General features: G+C 40.7%; 22 protein-coding genes. 2 read left to right on the forward strand and 20 right to left on the reverse strand.

Features of this window, described 5'->3' with window-relative positions:
- Positions 1 to 23: 23 nt before the first annotated feature.
- The 12 genes from NSQ38_RS28120 to NSQ38_RS28175 all read right to left on the reverse strand — a co-directional run bounded on the left by NSQ38_RS28120 (position 24) and on the right by NSQ38_RS28175 (position 8791).
- Positions 24 to 470 carry a hypothetical protein gene (locus NSQ38_RS28120; RefSeq protein WP_339785315.1) on the reverse strand — a complete coding sequence of 149 codons (447 nt, stop codon included), beginning with the start codon at positions 468 to 470 and terminating at the stop codon, positions 24 to 26.
- 203 nt (positions 471 to 673) lie between these two features.
- Positions 674 to 805: a hypothetical protein gene (locus NSQ38_RS28125; protein ID WP_339785318.1), complete on the reverse strand. Its 132-nt coding sequence runs from the start codon at positions 803 to 805 to the stop codon at positions 674 to 676.
- A 125-nt stretch (positions 806 to 930) separates the two neighbouring features.
- A complete protein-coding gene (locus NSQ38_RS28130) occupies positions 931 to 1143 on the reverse strand; it encodes a hypothetical protein (RefSeq protein WP_339785320.1) in 213 nt (70 codons plus the stop codon).
- A gap of 495 nt (positions 1144 to 1638) precedes the next feature.
- Complete coding sequence (locus tag NSQ38_RS28135) at positions 1639 to 2028, reverse strand: hypothetical protein (RefSeq protein WP_339785323.1); 390 nt, start codon at positions 2026 to 2028, stop codon at positions 1639 to 1641.
- A 26-nt stretch (positions 2029 to 2054) separates the two neighbouring features.
- On the reverse strand, positions 2055 to 2363 hold the full coding sequence (locus NSQ38_RS28140) for a hypothetical protein (protein WP_289391619.1): 309 nt from the start codon (positions 2361 to 2363) through the stop codon (positions 2055 to 2057).
- Between the two features lie 112 nt (positions 2364 to 2475).
- Positions 2476 to 3162 carry a hypothetical protein gene (locus NSQ38_RS28145; protein ID WP_338592480.1) on the reverse strand — a complete coding sequence of 229 codons (687 nt, stop codon included), beginning with the start codon at positions 3160 to 3162 and terminating at the stop codon, positions 2476 to 2478.
- Positions 3163 to 3199: 37 nt separating this feature from the next.
- A complete protein-coding gene (locus NSQ38_RS28150; protein WP_253506615.1) occupies positions 3200 to 3616 on the reverse strand; it encodes a hypothetical protein in 417 nt (138 codons plus the stop codon).
- A gap of 221 nt (positions 3617 to 3837) precedes the next feature.
- Positions 3838 to 4443, reverse strand: a complete 606-nt coding sequence (locus NSQ38_RS28155) for an oxidoreductase (protein ID WP_339785326.1) — start codon at positions 4441 to 4443, stop codon at positions 3838 to 3840.
- A gap of 331 nt (positions 4444 to 4774) precedes the next feature.
- A complete protein-coding gene (locus NSQ38_RS28160) occupies positions 4775 to 6496 on the reverse strand; it encodes a helix-turn-helix domain-containing protein (RefSeq protein ID WP_339785329.1) in 1722 nt (573 codons plus the stop codon).
- Positions 6497 to 6541: 45 nt separating this feature from the next.
- The gene (locus tag NSQ38_RS28165; protein ID WP_339785332.1) at positions 6542 to 7318 is read right to left on the reverse strand and encodes an IucA/IucC family C-terminal-domain containing protein; all 777 of its coding nucleotides are present in this window, start codon (positions 7316 to 7318) and stop codon (positions 6542 to 6544) included.
- A gap of 1 nt (position 7319) precedes the next feature.
- The gene (locus NSQ38_RS28170) at positions 7320 to 8360 is read right to left on the reverse strand and encodes an iron-siderophore ABC transporter substrate-binding protein (RefSeq protein WP_339785334.1); all 1041 of its coding nucleotides are present in this window, start codon (positions 8358 to 8360) and stop codon (positions 7320 to 7322) included.
- A gap of 137 nt (positions 8361 to 8497) precedes the next feature.
- The gene (locus tag NSQ38_RS28175; protein ID WP_339785337.1) at positions 8498 to 8791 is read right to left on the reverse strand and encodes a hypothetical protein; all 294 of its coding nucleotides are present in this window, start codon (positions 8789 to 8791) and stop codon (positions 8498 to 8500) included.
- Positions 8792 to 8955: 164 nt separating this feature from the next.
- Here NSQ38_RS28175 and NSQ38_RS28180 point away from each other — a divergent pair, with 164 nt between their 5' ends.
- Positions 8956 to 9324 carry a hypothetical protein gene (locus NSQ38_RS28180; protein WP_339785339.1) on the forward strand — a complete coding sequence of 123 codons (369 nt, stop codon included), beginning with the start codon at positions 8956 to 8958 and terminating at the stop codon, positions 9322 to 9324.
- 42 nt (positions 9325 to 9366) lie between these two features.
- Here NSQ38_RS28180 and NSQ38_RS28185 read toward each other — a convergent pair whose 3' ends face one another.
- The 3 genes from NSQ38_RS28185 to NSQ38_RS28195 all read right to left on the reverse strand — a co-directional run bounded on the left by NSQ38_RS28185 (position 9367) and on the right by NSQ38_RS28195 (position 11002).
- Entirely contained in the window at positions 9367 to 9951 is a 585-nt protein-coding gene (locus NSQ38_RS28185; protein ID WP_339785341.1) for an AAA family ATPase, read from the reverse strand.
- A 45-nt stretch (positions 9952 to 9996) separates the two neighbouring features.
- Entirely contained in the window at positions 9997 to 10347 is a 351-nt protein-coding gene (locus NSQ38_RS28190) for a hypothetical protein (RefSeq protein ID WP_339790739.1), read from the reverse strand.
- An 88-nt stretch (positions 10348 to 10435) separates the two neighbouring features.
- On the reverse strand, positions 10436 to 11002 hold the full coding sequence (locus tag NSQ38_RS28195) for a histidine phosphatase family protein (protein ID WP_339785343.1): 567 nt from the start codon (positions 11000 to 11002) through the stop codon (positions 10436 to 10438).
- 193 nt (positions 11003 to 11195) lie between these two features.
- Here NSQ38_RS28195 and NSQ38_RS28200 point away from each other — a divergent pair, with 193 nt between their 5' ends.
- On the forward strand, positions 11196 to 11840 hold the full coding sequence (locus NSQ38_RS28200; protein ID WP_339785346.1) for a hypothetical protein: 645 nt from the start codon (positions 11196 to 11198) through the stop codon (positions 11838 to 11840).
- Between the two features lie 70 nt (positions 11841 to 11910).
- Here the strand turns inward: NSQ38_RS28200 and NSQ38_RS28205 are convergent, their stop codons facing one another.
- The 5 genes from NSQ38_RS28205 to NSQ38_RS28225 form a co-directional block, all read right to left on the reverse strand.
- Complete coding sequence (locus NSQ38_RS28205) at positions 11911 to 12390, reverse strand: hypothetical protein (protein ID WP_339785349.1); 480 nt, start codon at positions 12388 to 12390, stop codon at positions 11911 to 11913.
- Positions 12391 to 12505: 115 nt separating this feature from the next.
- Positions 12506 to 13150, reverse strand: coding sequence for a DUF3885 domain-containing protein (locus NSQ38_RS28210; protein ID WP_339785351.1), 645 nt, complete (start codon positions 13148 to 13150; stop codon positions 12506 to 12508).
- Between the two features lie 127 nt (positions 13151 to 13277).
- A complete protein-coding gene (locus tag NSQ38_RS28215) occupies positions 13278 to 13829 on the reverse strand; it encodes a hypothetical protein (protein WP_339785354.1) in 552 nt (183 codons plus the stop codon).
- 34 nt (positions 13830 to 13863) lie between these two features.
- Positions 13864 to 14904 carry a hypothetical protein gene (locus NSQ38_RS28220; protein ID WP_339785356.1) on the reverse strand — a complete coding sequence of 347 codons (1041 nt, stop codon included), beginning with the start codon at positions 14902 to 14904 and terminating at the stop codon, positions 13864 to 13866.
- A 511-nt stretch (positions 14905 to 15415) separates the two neighbouring features.
- A complete protein-coding gene (locus NSQ38_RS28225) occupies positions 15416 to 17458 on the reverse strand; it encodes a B12-binding domain-containing radical SAM protein (protein ID WP_339785359.1) in 2043 nt (680 codons plus the stop codon).
- Positions 17459 to 18016: the final 558 nt, after the last annotated feature.

Raw genomic sequence — 18016 nt, forward strand, 5'->3', positions numbered from 1 at the left:
TGGAGATATCTCAAATTAGTTATTTATTCATTCATTCCTATGACTTGTTCAAATGCTATATTAAATTCGTTAACATTAATGTTTAACTTGATTATTCCTTCTTTATCCAGCCCTCTAGTATCTAATTTAAAAGTACCTGTCAGTTCTTCCGAGCTATTACCATCAACTTTCTCATTTATGTCCAATTTAATGTCCCTATCAATTAATCGCTCCTGAATATCCTTACTCAAGATCGGTTCAACTGTTTTTAACATTATTGATGTATTGGTTCTATTCCGAAGATTGAAATTGTATGTTACCACTGTAATACCTGCATCTTCTTCGCTCTCACCCAGTCCAAATGAAATTGAGTTTATTATGAACCCATCCTCAACAATTTCATCCGTCTTCACACTGCTTGAACTACAACCACTTAGGGCGAGTATTGTTAAAAGAAATATTAAAATCATTGCACGCTTTTGATTCTTCAATTCGGAAACTCCTTTAATTTTTTCTTCATTTTAGGATCCGTGTTTGCAAGTTCAAGTGCGATCGCTAGTCTACTGAAAGCAATCATGATCTTATTTCATCATTAAATAATGACTCATGCTATCCTACTAATTCTCTTCGACAGACTGAGATTTGTAAGATTGTCCTTTAACCCCACTGATATAGATTTAAGATAAATACTTCATTACCTAGCGAAAAAATAAATCTGTTCCCAATCAAACTCATCTTTCCAGTCAACCTCTGTTACCAGTCTAAAAGCTTTAATATTTGACCCTTCAAAGAATTCTTCCAACAGTTTAATCAGTTCATTACTCACGTTATTTGACTCTTTATCTTAGTTCTGCAGGCGTTTCTCCATCAGTGTCCGGATATTTAACACTTACGCCAAAATTTTGTAAGCGAAATAAAGAGAAAAACCATCTTGCGGTAATATTAAATATCTCATCCTTCCAATCCATCTAATCCACGTAGTCCTACATATTTAACATCTTTGTGATCTTTTAAATTACTATTAGTATTATGAAGTTCTATTGCTCGTTCTAATGGCGAATCAATTTTTATAAACTGATATTCGTGCCCATAGCATCCTCCGAAGTGAGTAATTAAATTACTTACCCCTTCTAAAATATCCATTAATTTTATTGAATAGTTCATGATTCATACAGTCACATCTAATATCTTAGTAAATTGATTTTGTCTGTTCCACAATTAAATTCCTTATTTACTCCATAAACTCTTAATATCTTCTACTATAGTTTTTGAAATATGTTTGGATGAATCCTGCGGATACAACCATACTGTTACGATAAGAGTTAAACATATCGTTAATCCTAGAATAACTCGCCCAACAACTCTAAATCTGGTGTATCTAAGCAAATAATAAACTAAACTGGATGAGATCAGAATAATCACGCTATTCACCAAAAAGGTCATGGGCAAGCTTATAATCCTGCCTAACCCGGTGTTAGGATATTTTAATAAAAGTAAAATCTCTAATACTACAAATGGAACTGACAGTAGAACAATATAAAAAGAATGACTTTTGAATTTCCTCTTCACCACTGAGCTCTCCTACTCCAACTCTTTTAATACAATTGCACATAACATTTAGTGTTTACGAGCCCGTGAACCCTAACTGACCCGTAATTATTATTCTTGCTTCCATTGATGTAATTCGTGTAGTTTACCAGTTTCATAAAAATACTTTAGCACTTCCAGCATGGGTATTAATTCTATACAAATGTTATCGCAATAATTTCCCAATTGACCACCAATTACTAGAGAAATTTCACTATTTCCCTGTTTATCGTTCATCAGCGTATATATATGTTCATCAATTGTAATAGACACTACAAAATATTCCGGTCCGCCTCCAACTAATGCTGAACCCGTGTCTGATACCTCAAAAAAAACTAATGTAAATTTATCTCCATCGAGTTTTCTCAAAAAACGTAAACTGTCTGCCCATGTAGGGTTCATAACGATCTCTTCATTAAATGTGGTCCCATTCCGTTCATCAACGCTAATAGAGTTTATCATTTTTTCTTTTTATCCTCCTTCTTTCATCACACATATCCATCTTCAGGTTCACCAACATCAAAACCCAACACTTTTGTCGCTTCCAACTTAAATGTTTCTATCCAAGACATCCATACATCGCTATCCATCTGTGCATAAAATGATAATCCACTAGGCTCAACGGATGCTTCAATGAAAACATCATCCTCTTCAGTTCCAAACCAATATGGAATTCCACTTTTATAACCAATCCACCCTGGCATACTCTCATATACTTTAGAAACTTTATCCCATACCTCAACAGGCAGGTCATATCTTATATTTAGGTTACAATTATGAGAGTTTATGTTGTTCATATCCATTCTCTCCTTCTACCTTAGACGTACCAAAAATATCCTATATATACTTCTCCCACTACTTGATCAAGGATGTGTCTCTTGTTCTTTATATACTATTTTCGTTTATCGTTTACCAAATATCTTCTTCCTTTAAGATTTCTTTGGTGGGCTGGTCTACAGCTAACCAAGTAGAAATATCCCCTTCTATTTTTCTCTTCCACGCTATCAAAAAATGTACTTGGCATATCTCGCGGGAATCCATCTGTATCATAGGTACTTCAACGCCTTGATCAGAATGTAAGACAGAACTATACTTCTCAAAATCAGAGTTTAAAGCAAGAAATTTAGGAATCATATCACCTTGGTTTCTTTTTCGCATTATCAGTGGTTTTTCTTGAGTTCCTATGTGTAGACGGTATTGTTCATTCTCATATTCTACAGCTTCAAGATTTTCTCCCGTGTCAGCTCCGTGATCTTCCCAGCTGTATCCCTCTTTCCACGAAGCAGAAAAGCTACACGTGCTTATCTGATGATATGCATTGGGTTTGATTCTAAATACGGCCCCCCAGCATTCGTCTACTTCCTGAGGTGAAGAAAGATTATGGTTCAGATTACAGAGCAATAACTCGCAATCAAACGAGTCGTAGTAATACTGGTATAGTGTGCCGCCATGTTTGAGCTGAGCACAGTGAGTAGGAAGATAACATTCGCTGGAGACAGCAAGAGAAAGTTCAATTGTTCCTAGAGGCGTATATATTGAAGGTTTTATATGATCAGTACCTTGAATTAAGGCTTCTTTTCCACGAAAAAGCTTCATAATGTCCCTCCTTACTCATCTACTTAAGAGTTACTTTCTATTCTTGATAATTAAAAAAATATTTATTATATAAATTTGGCTCCATTTCTTTTATTCTAATTCCATTCTCTCCTGCGTCCTCTATCCCTCTTATGTAGAAAAGACACTTTAAATTTTTATCAAAGACAATACAAGAAAAGTCCCAGTCTTGATACCTATATTGCTCTAATAAATCTTTCTTGGATTTGATATATGGTATAAAACTCATCTTATTTGAGTTATCGATTATTTGTATCACATTATCTAACTTTAATACTTTATTTTTAGATAAGTAGGTATCGAGATCTTCTTCATGGTAAATGTCTAAAAATAAAATAGAATTATCTTCTATTAGTAATCCATCTAGAACCTCGGTGATATTACAATTTAGAATCTTAAAGTATGGAGGCATTTTGATAATTTGTAATGGTTTCATCAGTTCTCCCCAAAAAAGTATTATCGAGAATTTCATAAAGTGTTCTTATATCTACTAACCCTCACTACCTTAAAGAGTGCAGCGACTTGTCGCAATTCAATAAGGTAGTTCAGGGTTACCTGCTACCTCCACTTCTTCGAAACCCTCGGTATACAAAGAAGTGGAGGCAACGTAGCGTAGATATGTTGTTATTTAGATGTCAATTGTCTTCCACAAAACACTTATAGATTGTATTTCGTTTTCATTCTTTCATATAACTTATATTCCGTATTTCGATTTACAATCTCTCCAATTAACTCTTTCCATTTATTTTCAATCCACTTAGGACTTTGTTCTTTCAGAATATCCTCGTTAAATTGACTATCGATATACTCCAAATCTTGTTTAAGCACTCCTATATCCTTAATTAGTTGATTTCTGGATTCTTTTTCTAGCGATATCTTATTCGATAAAATGTCGTCTGTGATTTCTACACTTATATACGTATACATATCTCTAAACACATTGTAGATTAAATTGGTTGATGATAATTGATCTTCCTTGAAGTCGGAATTCAGAAAGACGAATGATTCTTCACCGACTTTCAAAGATACCGCCACATTTCCTAAGGCATGTATGACTGTTTCCTTGGAAGAGCCGTCCTCTAAGCTTTTTATCACATTATCTAAATTGTAGATGGATTCTTTTATACCCATTTGAGTTCCATGATTTATTTTAACCGCGTAATCAACTTCTTGATTGTCTTTGTACGCTTTGAATTGATAGTTGAAATACATGCTTATTATCAATCCAACCATTAGTATGACTAATGCTATATTTTTTCTCATTGAATCACCTCCTACTAGTGCCTGAACTACGTATATGATAACCCATATTGTTACAATTGCGAAAGGAAATTGGCGAATAAGGGAGATTTATTAGTTTTCTCAAACCCGTATCCATACGCTCCTACGGGCTTTAAATACGCTGAATATATGCAGGGTTGTACAGAGTGCGAGTATGCAGTGAGTCCTTTATTATAGTAATAAAACAAAAAGGCCCTTCTTCATCCCATAGGGAATCCGACGACCTTCCAGTGCTTTTGGAAAATATCAACTTTTAAAAAGGTAGCGCGTACCAACTTTCGCTGCAAGCGAGGCTAGCACCAGCAACTATCTATCAAGCCAACAACGCCTGTTCAATCTGATCCACAATGCCATTGATGCCTGTTGGTCCATAACAACCGATCCATGTCGCGGCATCTACGGAGTGTATTTGCTGTCGCTCATCCGTATCAAGCATCCCCCAGACACGTTGCTCTGTTGAGGATATACCCTCCTGCATGATCTCATTGCTAAGCAAAAAGTAGTGGCTCGCTTGTACAGCCGGTAGTCTATCAACAGAGATATGATAGGCCGTGTCGGTGGTATCTGCTACAAATAACGGGACAGGCAGACCCAGATCACGGTACAGCACAGCGCCTGTACGATGCGAGGCAGAATGTACGCGAACGAGAGAATCTAGTGGACGAATCAGTGCCACGCTCTTACCTGCCAGTACTGGAGCAAGTTCTTCAGAAAGCAATGTGGTTCGTCGGTGATAATCCGCAAGTATACGTTTTGCCTCTGCTCGTTTACCAGTTAATTCACCGAACAGGCCAAGAATGGTCTGCCAGCTCTCATTGCGCTTAAACATAAGAACTGGAGCGACGCGGCTTAACCGTTCATAGTACTGATCATGTACCTCGGTGCAAATAATCAGATCCGGGGACAGTCGTTCGACAGCAAGCAGATCAGGGTACTCATACGTTCCGAGTATCTGGGTACTCTGAAGTCCCGTCCTGATATATTGCGGGAAATGGAACGTTCCACTTCCCAATCCCACACTTCCTGCTGGAGATAATCCAAGCGCAAGCAAATGATCTGCATATTGCACATCAAGTACGGCGATACGTTGCGGAGAACGGGTGACAGGATATTCACCTCGCATATGGCATATCACTGGACCTTGGTCCGACTCGTACGAAGAAGCCATGCGATCCCGCAGCAAGGATTGAGCATAGTTTTCATCTGTTTCCTTAACAGCATCAAGCCGATATCGCAGCGGAGGAACGCCATAATATTTCTTAAAGGCCCTACTGAAATAATACATGTCGCGGTAGCCCATCTTGTCAGCAATTTCCCCAATGGACGCATCCGTATGATGCAGCATCCGCGATGCATTTTCCATTCGTAGCTGGATGACGTACTCCATTGGTCCAAGCTGCTTCTCTTGTTTGAATCGTCGCTGTAACTGCCTTACGCTGCAACCGGCAAGAGCCGCCAGCTCTTTAAGCTCCAGATTCTGGCGATAATGCGATGATATATATGACACGACCACATCCACCATGTCGGACTCTGCTCCGCCTTGACCACGTTCATACTCCATGATCAGTTCATAGATCATCCCCTGGAGCAACGCATGGGCATGAAACCGTTCAAGTCCTTCGCCACGACGCCATTTGGCAACGATTTTTTCCGCATTCTGGATCCATTCTGCCTGAGTCCCAGGGTTCTGAATAAACGAATTTTGCAGCGGATGTTTGCGATACGAGGGCATGGCATGGGAGGCTCCTTCCATGGAAGAAGCCTCGTACATGATCACGATATAATAAAGTTCGTCTGATCTGGCCGTCAGCGTAAAGGATGATCCCTTCACCACATGACAGGCAAAAGAAGCTCCAATGTGGCAACCCTCGCCATCCATTGCAAGCTCCCCTTCCCCTCCATATGCCAGCAGCAGCACATTTGAAGTTAAATCCGTTTCGTGTAAAACGCTGCCTGTCTGCAAAGTACCGCTATACCCGTCAAGCATCTTGATCGTTGTATTACTCCATAGACTTGTCTGTTCTTGCAGCGGCATTTCTCTCATCTCCTGACAATCGCAAAGGTAAAATTCTTGCTGTTGTCATTTTAGTTGAGATTCTTTCTCATTGTCAATTTTCGGACATTTGAGACAATATTCACCTGACATCTGGTAATAGAAACAGCAGGTAATTCGCTCGCTTTTGGCAACATGCACATTGTCCTTACAATCGGTGAAGCGGGTTAACGGATTCTTCCTCTCACCAAACACCTCTCCGGATGCCACCTGCGTCAGATAGGAAAAGTCCTCTCGAATGATCTTACTTTCCTGCTCTGTCTCGGCTTCATCAGAAGCGAATAGTCGGCCGATACGTACCATGATATTCTCCCAGAGAATACTCATCGAAAGAGGCGCAATCGCAGCAAGTGTCTTTAACAGAGGTGTAAGCTGTACCGCAAACATCTCCTCGAGCACCTTTTCCCGCCATGCTCCCCTGTCTCCCGTTAGTCCTTCAGCCTGAAGCCCATTCACCGCTAAAAAAGGAAATCGTGTGCCGCCCTCATGATCTGAGAGCGCCGGATGATAGAGAAAGCTGTTCTCCAGCTGAAAGGTTACATGCTGATGATGAAACGTCATCGCGGTCACGAGCGGAGTCGTCCATAGAAAGCCAAGCCGCTTGGCTAACATGGAGGCTGCGACTTTCATGTCAGGCGCATCGATATAGTTCTGAAACCAGCGGATATACTCTCGACACGCCTCTTCGTCATGCAACTCACTCAAAGCAATGGTACGGACACTATGTTCAGGCGGCTCACCAAGCAAAATCGAATGATCCTCTACCGTCTCTTTCCATAAGTCTGTCGAGAGATATGGGTTCATATTAGTTCGATCCGAGCAGGGCTTCCGATGCCTGATCTACAATCAGATTAATCGCAAGCGGTCCGTAATAAGCGATCCACAGAGTTGAGTTTACGTCATACGTGCGGTTATTCTTCACAGCGTCAAGGGACTTCCAGACGGGATTACTTAACATCGCCTCTGCCTCTGCTGCAAACAGCTCATCCGACAGCACAAAATAACGATCTGCCTTAATATCAGGGACTTTCTCCATCGAGATTTCAACAGAGGTATCATCTTTGATCTCTTTAACGAGTTCAGGCATGTTCAAGCCCAAATCATTATACAAAATGCCGCCTGTGCGGTGCTCGATGCCATGGACACGGATACCTTCTTTACGCGGACGAATAAGAGCTACTGTTTCATCTCCCATTTTCTCTGTCAGCTGTGCCTTCAGACCAGCAACTTTTTCCTCATAGGATGTGCGCACTTTCTCTGCCTCGTCCTGCTTGTCTGTAATTTTAGCAACCGTCGCTAACGTATCACGCCAGTCTTCGTAGAAATCGAGTACCAGGGTAGGTGCAATTTTGCTTACACTCTCATACTGCTTCTCCTGGAAGTCCGTCATGATAATCAGATCCGGGTCCAACGCTACAATCGCTTCCAGATTAGGCTCGTCCCGTGTACCCAGAACCTGTACGTCACTCGGTTGATCGCCTAAGTATTCTGGAAAATCGGTGTTGCCTCCAGCAATAACGCTACCAGCCGGCTTCTCGCCAACCGCTAACATCTGATCCAGAAATTTAACATCTAGCACCGCAATTTTCTGTGGTTTTTCGTTTAGAGTGATGTCACCCTTCATACCCTTGATCGTTACGGGAAAAGCTCCGTCCGTCTGCGTTTCCGCATTCGCAGGTGTCTCCGCTGGCGTTGCCGCAGATTGCTTACCGCTATCTGTACCTGTTGCGGCACCGCAAGCCGTCAGGACTAGAATAAGGGCCATCATCAAGCCCATGAGTAATCGTGATTTGTGAGCAGTGTAGGCTTTGTTACCAGCCGTTTGCCCCTTTGTTCCTTGTTTCATTTGTAAATCCCCCTTATGTATACTGGTGATAATGATTTTCATTATCGAAACATAAAGAGAGTATATACGATCTCCGTATCGTGTTACCATGTACTTTTGCGACATTTCAGCCGGACTAATGCGACATCGCGAGCCGCTTATCCGCCCTTTAATTTCTCAGCGATATACCCTTGCAGTCGGTAGATGTCCGAAAGAAGCTCTTCTTCCTCCGGCGTATTCCCATACTCCCCTAACCAGCGCGGTGTGCGGATATGCCACTCATCTGTCAGGTATTCCTGTTCATCCCGATACTCCAAAATATGTCCCAGGAAATATTCCAGTGATCCAAAAGATTGTTTACGACTATCGTTGATGATGGATTGTGTTTGTTTAATGATTACCTGTAACATGTGTTGAATATGATCTTCTGGATTCATAGCGTTAATTTCCATCAATTACTCCCCCCTATCTCTACAAAAAATAAATTAGTATATTATTTAAATGAGCCTAATATTTCTAAACGTAGAATTCTGTTCTGATTAAATACAATAAATCGATGCCCAATGAGTATTGAGACATCGATTCATATCATCTAATTATGAGGTGAAACCTGAGTATGCGACCAAAAATGAAGTATAGCTTTATTGTTAGCGCAGTTATTATTGTCGTTGTTCCTATTATCATTGGATTGTACATGTTGAACAAGATTGTCGATCCTGACGAGACAATGGTTACGAGAACTGAAGTTTCTCCTGAGCTTATTACGGTAAAAGGTGGATTTGCAGACAGTATTAGCAGATATCACGGCTACTACCTCTCACATCATAACAATTCACTTTTCATTCAGATTAAAGGCAGTAAACTTCCTATCGGTGGTAGTAAAGACTTCACAATTTCATTTTCTAATACTTATGGGAATATTGATGAAATCTACTTATTAGGTCCTGGCAGCAACTCTAAGAAAAAGATTTGGCCGAATCCCTAACTTTCATTGGAATGGATATCATATGATCTAACGCAATCAGCTTCAGTCTCTTCTACTTAACTTCTTAAATGCCGAGCATTCCTTATCGGACTTCATATAACTTAATATCTTTTCCGCACATGCAGCTGAACTGAGTTCTTCCGTATTCACTTCCAGGTCATATTCATCATAGGAGTAGATGTAGTCGAACTGGGAATGGGCAAGTCCAATCTCACGATCTCCCCTGCTCTGCTCTCTTCTGGTGAGTTCTTCTTTTGAGCAATGCACACCTACAAACAATATCGGATAATCCGATAGTAAATCATAAAAATCATTAAACCACTTGTCATTGCTGATGACCGTATCCACGATGACATTCAAACCCATTTCCGAAAACAGTTTAATGGTTGCACAGTACATCGAATTGATCGGGTCGAACAGGATATCGGTCATCACATGGTGTTCCACTTCTCTTGTTGGTTTCATATCTGGATATGTATTGTCGATAAACTGATCATAATTATGCAGAAATTGATCTACAGATAGATGATGGAACGGAATGTCTCCCTGCTTTTTCATTTCCATCGCAATGCTCGTCTTCCCCGAACTTGACGTTCCGTTCAAAAATATAATGAGTCCTCGTTCCATATTGATCACCCTTATCATTAAATTGGAAAACACTGTTCTGCCGAATTACCACTCTCTCCATTCTTCCGTAATATCTTCATCCTCCTGAATGTCTAACCCAGCCAGCCTAGCCGCCTTGTCTATAAAATCAGCCAATTCTTCACGTTCCATCGTTTCAATAAAGTAACCATTGGCATCATTCATTTCATTAAACCTAACCACAACTTCTTCTACAGACTTCATCATGCGCTCAGAATCTTTCGTTTCTTGTAATGCTATTAATTGGTGTAAATATGTATCCAGGGCTTGATCAGACATGAGTAATCTCTCTTCTGTGAAAAGCTCATCTCCGCCTTCAATCATTCTCTCGTTCCATAGTTTAGTTGGTTTTTCGTGAAATAAGCTTGGTAACGTCATTGGAATCAATCCCTTCCACATCTAACAATATCTATATATTACCTGCAACCAAAATTATGAACAAGCGTTCACGCCTATCACTTTAATCTTATTCGTTCCATAGCCTTGTCACGCTCTCTAATTCCATCTCGTCAAATTGTAATCGATAAATGTCCGGTTTCTTGGTTTGATTCATAAAATCCAATCCGTAACTCGCATCAAAGTAGTTTATCATCAACGTCATTACATGTCCGTGTGTGCCAATCGCTACTTTTTTACCCTTGTATTCTTCTAAAATCTGATTCAACACGCCTACTGCCCTATTCTGGCAAACCGTGTTCGACTCGCCTCCTGGCAATGCATAATCCGGGTCATCAAACATCTTCTTCGAAGCAGGCTCGAACTCTTCATCCGCAATCATATCATCTGAAAAATGTCTTTCCCGCAGATCCTCCATGATCTGAATATCTAATTCTAACGCTACTGCCAGACCCTCTAAGGTGAGAATAGCCCTGGCATAAGGACTTGAGACAATTGAATGTATTCCTTCATTCGTTAATATTTCCGTTATTCGTTCTACATTCATCTTGCCCTCCAGGGTAAGCCCCCTCGTTCTTTCCGTTCCTTCCGTATACGGTGACTCCGCATGCCTTACCATATAAACGATGGTCTTCATAGGACCCTCCTTGAGTTTCATCTATCAAAATTTATGGTCACGCTTTAGGTCTTTCAACATATTTTGTCTTTCCGTTCCAAAAATCAATTACATGGTGCCACCATATTTTAGATTCTGAATTCAGGATTGATACTCTGTCAGACATTTAATTTACAATAATTTTCAAATATGTGTATAGTAGAAATGAAGCAAGATGTTTTCAAAAGAAGTTAAAACTAACGGAGAGGATGAGATCATGTCTTTTTTCAAAAGGAAGGTTTTACTAGTCTCTTTATTCATATTGGCTATCTCTGCTGTTGCAATCGCTTACGTAAATGGTCAATCGAAAGCGGACGTGCCCATTCATAAAGTCGTTAACCTCTCAGCCAACTCTTTAATATTTCATGAAATAGATAAGCTGGATGCGTTCGCTGAACTGATCGTTATTGGTTATGCCACAGAAGATTTCAGAGATCGAGAGCATGTTATTACTGCATTTGATGATGGAACCATGCAATCCTATCACACCAATACAAATATCAAGATTGAAAAGATATTGAAGAAACCCGAAGATATCCCTTCGGATCAGAACGAATTGACAATCATTGAACCTGTTAGCCTCGAAGGAGATGTCAAATATACAGTTGATGACTATGTAGAACTTCAGAAGGGTGATAAAAGTGTGCTTTTCTTGATGAAAAACACCTTTGGTGATTATGGATTAATCAATGATAACTTAGGCAAATTCAGCCTTGAAGGGATAAGTCAATATAGTGTACCTCAATCCTCCACTTCTCAAGAGTTATCCGATTACGCGACATTTCGCGACTCTGTCATGAAGAAGTACCATTTGAATTGAGGCTTTCACCATACAACAATCATCCTTTTAGCAGTTGTCTTAATCACCGGGAATGACTGCCCTCTTCAAACTATTGCACTTCTTTATCAAGACTAACGTCAAATGTTGAAGTTATCGATTTTTGTCTGTAATCATTGGGTGTCACTTTAATCTTCACGTTTAGATGTATAGATTCAGGAAGATTCATTTCAGTTATATTCTCATAACCAATGAAGTAATGATGCTTTTCGTCCAGTTCTATCAAACCTCCACCTGTTGAGCCAGAAGTTGAAATCAAATGTCCGTCACGATAAAGCTCACAAGCAATATTATATTCCTCCAAACTGAACCCTTTCACTTCATATCCAACCTTGTTTTGATTTTCGGTGTAATCAGCATTTCGTAAACTAATCGCACCACCATCGACCATTTGGGTCTGAATTGCAATATTTGCTTCGGGCATCTCTGGTTTCTTTAATAAATATCCTACTTTTATGTACCCTATAGTTCCTAATACAACTACAGCAAGTACAATCATAGCAATAATAAACTTCTTTTCTTTTTTATTCATAGCCCTTACTCCTTACATCTGAACACTCTTAAAGTTCTTTCCAAACCTGTATTTCAAATAATACATTATCCCTGCGCGATCAACACCCGAAAACTGTCATCGATCATCCACCCCATTATCCTATAAATATATTGTTAATTCTGTCTCTATCATAATCTAAAATCCAATCGTTATATTCTCTATAGGTATCCACTAGCTTTCCCCTTGATGCTGAAATAACATCGCAACCTCTATCATCATAGATATGAAATATCGTTTTCTTACTTATATTAATGAAATACACCCTATGATATATCTTTGGCTTAATTCCAACATCATGATTACATATAGCTTTGATTAACTGATTATATTTCAAGTCCTCAACTCTACATTTAGTCCAGTACCTATACATGTTGTTCCTTGGGTCTGAGATGTCACCTGTTTCACAATCCAGACCTGGAAATATCTCAAGGCTCAAGGCTCTAATTGGCCCTTTCTTCTTGATATATTTTCTGTACAGGTTCAATTTTTTCACTTTGTGTTTAGGCTTATCTGCAAAATAAGCTTGAGTTATTAATAGGACTTCATCTTCTTGATCATGAAGAGCCTTAAATAGTTCAAGTGATCGATGATAAACTTGTTCCATGTAATGCTCCGTATTCATTCCAAACATCAGCGGATTGCCAAGTTCGAATCGTATTGCAACATCCCAATTATAAAAAAGAGGTGGCTCTAAGGTCAGGTTTGGAAAATGCTCTGCCAGGTAAGTCTTCAGATCCATTCTGTGGCCTCCATTTTTATTGCTGAATCTATATGATAAATTTCCTTTAACGCCTCGTGTCCAAGCTCGACATTACAAACACTAACCATTGCATCTTTATAAACTGTATCTCTTAGTAGGATGTAGTTCAGGTTCCAATCTTCTGATCGGAAGATTGCCTGATTAATTCTTTAGCTCTCAATTTCATACCTTGCTTGAAGTTCTTTAACAAAGCATCAATTGGTTTATTGTAGTCGATGGGTTTGTAAATCGTTCTATTATTCCACTTGTGCCGCACATCTTTATCCAGGAAATCATTATCTTCAATTTCAAGTGCCTTCATCACAAGCATGAGATCATTCATTGTACTTATAATACTTCGATTATCCGTTTTAGTGATCGTACGCTCGTTACATTTGTCCAGATAATAATGTACCCATTCATCTGGAATCTTCTCAGCAGTCATATAGGATCCCAAATTCTCTTTAAAAATAGCTAGCAGTTTACTAGCCTGATTTGTTCTTATTCCACTAACCGTTAAACTTAATATAGATAAGTCATTTACAAACACATAGTGTTTTCTGCCATACAGGGTGAAAAAGTTGACATGCCAGCTATAGAAACCATCACTCTCTTGAATGATTTCTGGTTTAACATGGAGATCTTTTAATGTGAGCTGCGTTGCTTTGAAAATAATCATGTTTGACGTCCTTTCAACAAATGTTTATTTTAGCTCATACTCCAGTATAGTTCTCACTGAATCGAATTTCATTCCAATTATTAGCTATCATTTTTTGAATTGTTGCTAACACTATAGAAAAACCAAAATAGTAGTTTTCAAGTAGATTATTTGTATAACTGTCTAGGCTCTTATCCAAAATATCATTATTTGTTGGATGAGAGATATCTAATTCTCCATGTACAAACCTGCTTCTTATTTCATAAAAATCTCTTATTTTCTTTTTCAGTTTTCTTGAATTAACTAGTGGTAATTCTAAGAACATCGAGATTCTATCTACTAATATTCTGTTAATTAAACCGTTTGGTGTGTCATAAAGAGATTCAAGGGCATGAGATACCCATATAAGATCAGTCGGGGAAATCCCCCCTTCACTTAATGAACAGTGAAGTAGCGAGAAAAGCGCTCTTTCTAATCGGGTTGATGCAATTTGCCTTGTTCCTATATTTAGTTGGCTATACCAAGCCCACACTTTTGGAAATGGAATATAACTAATACTTGGCCATCCAACTTCAATTGAGTTTATCCATGAGTTTTCAAAATCGAAGGAAGACAGCTTATAAAGTTCTAACCCCAAGTTTTCTCTACTCTTCAAAAATGGACTATACGGATTGAAAGCACCTGGTGCACTTAAATTTATCATTAAAAAAACATGATAAAATGTATTTTCTAAATAATACTTTAATTCGATATCAGAAGCTTGTGAATTTAATTCATCTAATTGTCTACAAGAAATCCTACATACCAACTCTAAATATTCATCAGAAGAATTTTCTTCATCCAAAAAATTATGATTGTTTTTAATGTATTCTTTCATTGACATGGCATCCGTAAATATTTTTTCTTTTATAGTATTGAGATGCATTCCCCAATCAATACTCACATTTATCTGCTTATCATCAGTATGTATGGTAAAAGATGAGATCGTAGATGTAATTTCATCCCACACATTCATCATACACTGTGTAATTAACTTTTCTTCTATACAGTTCCTACCAAAGACAGGGAAAGGAATATGAAATTCTTTTTCTTTCATCTAAACCTCCTATAATCTAAGATCATGTATTCATAGAATATTATAAGACATACCATTAGACACATTAAAATTACTATAATCATCCCAATGTTTGATAACCACAATTCAATAGCAATCATACTTCTTTCTGCCATGTTTGATTTCACATTATTTTAATCTGTATTAATTCCTTCTGGACATGGTGAAAGTATGGCGAAACTGAAGTAGTAGTGCTTAGGCTCGGTATTGGTGTTCACATTGATCCAAGCAAAAAAAGGAAGGTCCTTCTCATCCCTTCGGGGAATTCAGGACCTTCCAATATTTTATAATCAATTTTAGGCATAGGGAAGCTTGCATCAGATCCAGATAGAACAAACGGGTGCGTGCCACGACCGTAAAGGCGTGGTACTTCCTTCCACTGCATGCCACCAACCAGCCATGCGGGTTATGTTAAAGCTGTATTCCATGGGCGCAGCTCATTATTGGGGTTGCACCGCGTCAATGATCGCGGTGCTTTCAAAGGCCGCTGCACCTACATGGCAGCGGCTTCTTCTCCCAGCGGCAGCGTGTAATACTGCGCCTGCTGCCCTTCATGCTGCTGGTATACAACGACCAGCAGCGTCCGGCCTTTCGCGGCAAGCGGGCTGGCGCCAGCAAGCACACGCTCAAGCCGGAACGGAAGCACATCCAATACGGTGTGCTTCTGCAGTTCCTTTTCGCCGAGACCAAGGTCGGCGAAAGCACGGGCACCCATGACCGTCTGTGCGGTCATGGCCGAGGTCATCGGCAACGCACGCGAAGCGTTGCCGTCCACCATGTCCACCGCCCCATCCGCGGCGGACCCTGTTGCGTCGCCCGAAGCAAGCGACGCTGCACCCCCGGCTTCGCTGCCGATCACACCCGCCGCATCCGCGGCAGAGTCTTCCTCGGCAGCAGCCGAACTTCCCGCAGCGACACTCGGACCTGTGCCGCTGCTTTCCAGCCATGCCGTGCCTGCGGCACCGGCAACACGTGGCAGACGAACGTCTTCCGGACGTTCAGCCAACGTTTTCATATAACCCGCCCACTGGTCTTTCTGAAGCGGATCTTCCCACCAGATTTTACGCGGTTTATATTTGTGACCGAGGAAATAATCCAGCTTCATCAAGCCAAGCACGATATCCATATGCGGCGTATTCCGCGACTCCAGGAAGCTGTGCAATCGAGTAAACAGATCCTCCAGTTGGTGCCCGATCTTCTGCCAACCCTGACCTTCCCAGTAATCCCCGAACGCCTGGAAGAAATCAAACGGCGAATTGAACTCCTGCTCCATCAGATACTTCAGCGTGTGGTCCATCCGGTGTGCGTTCCAGTATTTCTCCAATACATCCTCCAGACGCTTCAGGCGTACGATGTCGCTGAACGGCAACACATCACTGCCCAGAATCTCATACGGCGCGTGATCCATATACGTATAGTTGTACTTCTCCGCATCCAGACGCAGACCCGTACCACGCAACATTTTGAGGAATCCGAGCTGAAGCTCTTCCGGCCCCAATGCAAACACATCGTTAAACGTCTTGCGGAACGTATTGTAATCTTCCTCCGGCAGTCCGGCGATGAGATCCAGATGCTGGTCGATTTTTCCACTGGCTTTGACTTTGTTGACGGTCCGGCTCAGCTTGGTAAAGTTCTGGCGGCGTTTCACCAGTTCATTCGTTGGATCATTCGTGGACTGAACCCCGATCTCGAAGCGGAATGTGCCCGGCGGCGCATTCTCTGCCAGATAATCCAGTACCTCGGGACGCATAATGTCTGCTGTAATTTCAAACTGGAACACCGTCCCCTGATGGTTCTCGATCAGGAATTTGAACATTTCGAGCGCATAATCCCGCTTGATGTTGAACGTCCGGTCCACAAACTTGATCAGCTTCGCACCCTTCTCAATCAGGTACAGAATGTCCGACTTCGTCCGCTCAATATCGTAATACCGCACGCCGACCTCAATACTGGATAGACAGAACTGGCAACTGAACGGACAGCCCCGACTGGTCTCAAAATAAACAACCCGCTTCCCAAGCTCCGGGATATCCTCTTCAAATCGATGCGGTGACGGCAGATCATTCAGATCCGCTTTCGGCCGACCTGGCATGAGAATGACCTCTTCCCCTTTGCGATACGCCAGTCCATACACGAAGTGGAACTTCTTGCTTCCTTGCAGCTCCGTCAACAGCTGATGTAGCGTCTCTTCCCCTTCACCCATCACGATGAAATCAACATTGGGAATCCGGTTCATCCAATATTCCGTGTCGTAGGACACTTCCGGCCCGCCCAGCAGAATTTTCACGTTCGGCATAACCTTTTTCAGATTATCAATGACCTTAATCGTCTCTTCGATGTTCCAGATGTAACAAGAGAAACCAATCACGTCCGCACCGCGCTGGTACAGATCAGATACAATATTCATCACCGGATCCTTGATCGTATATTCCGCCAGGTCAATATCAAAATCCTTCTCACTGTATGCCTTCAGACACCGCAAGGCCAAGGAGGTATGGATGTACTTTGCATTTAATGTAGAAAGAATAACCTTCATGGTTCACAACCTTTGCCTGGACACCCAGACCATATTTTTTTGGTAAAAAGAAAGCTGCACAGCCATCCTTCCCCGGATGCTGTTCATCTAACCCTTTTGAACTAGCCATTCCATGTCTCATGGACATATCCAACTTTTGTCTTTCAAAGAGTGGACACTCTTTTCAAAAAGACACATACACCTCGCCAAACCCAAACCACAACATACAGTATAAAACACGCACCTCTAACCTACATGTTGTATACGATGCGGTCAGCCATTTCTAACGCAAATGTCCACCCTTTGAAAGACATTTCGCCACCATTTGTCCACTCTACAGAGACAAAATAATCAACTTCAAACTCAACTTCAACCTGTAAAAGACCTCAATCGTGTTCCATCCACAATTCGTTATCCCCATATTACTGCCTTGAGCCTTTAATCTCGAACCTCTACTGGACACTTCACCCATATCATGGAGAAGCCATCGAATTCTTCTTGAGCGTGTCTTCAAATTCAGGCAAGAGATACGTTGAAAGGATTCCCAAGGTCCAACCCCTACCCCAGCAACTGTAGCTT

This window comes from Paenibacillus sp. FSL R7-0313, from assembly GCF_037969885.1.
GTDB lineage: Bacteria > Bacillota > Bacilli > Paenibacillales > Paenibacillaceae > Paenibacillus.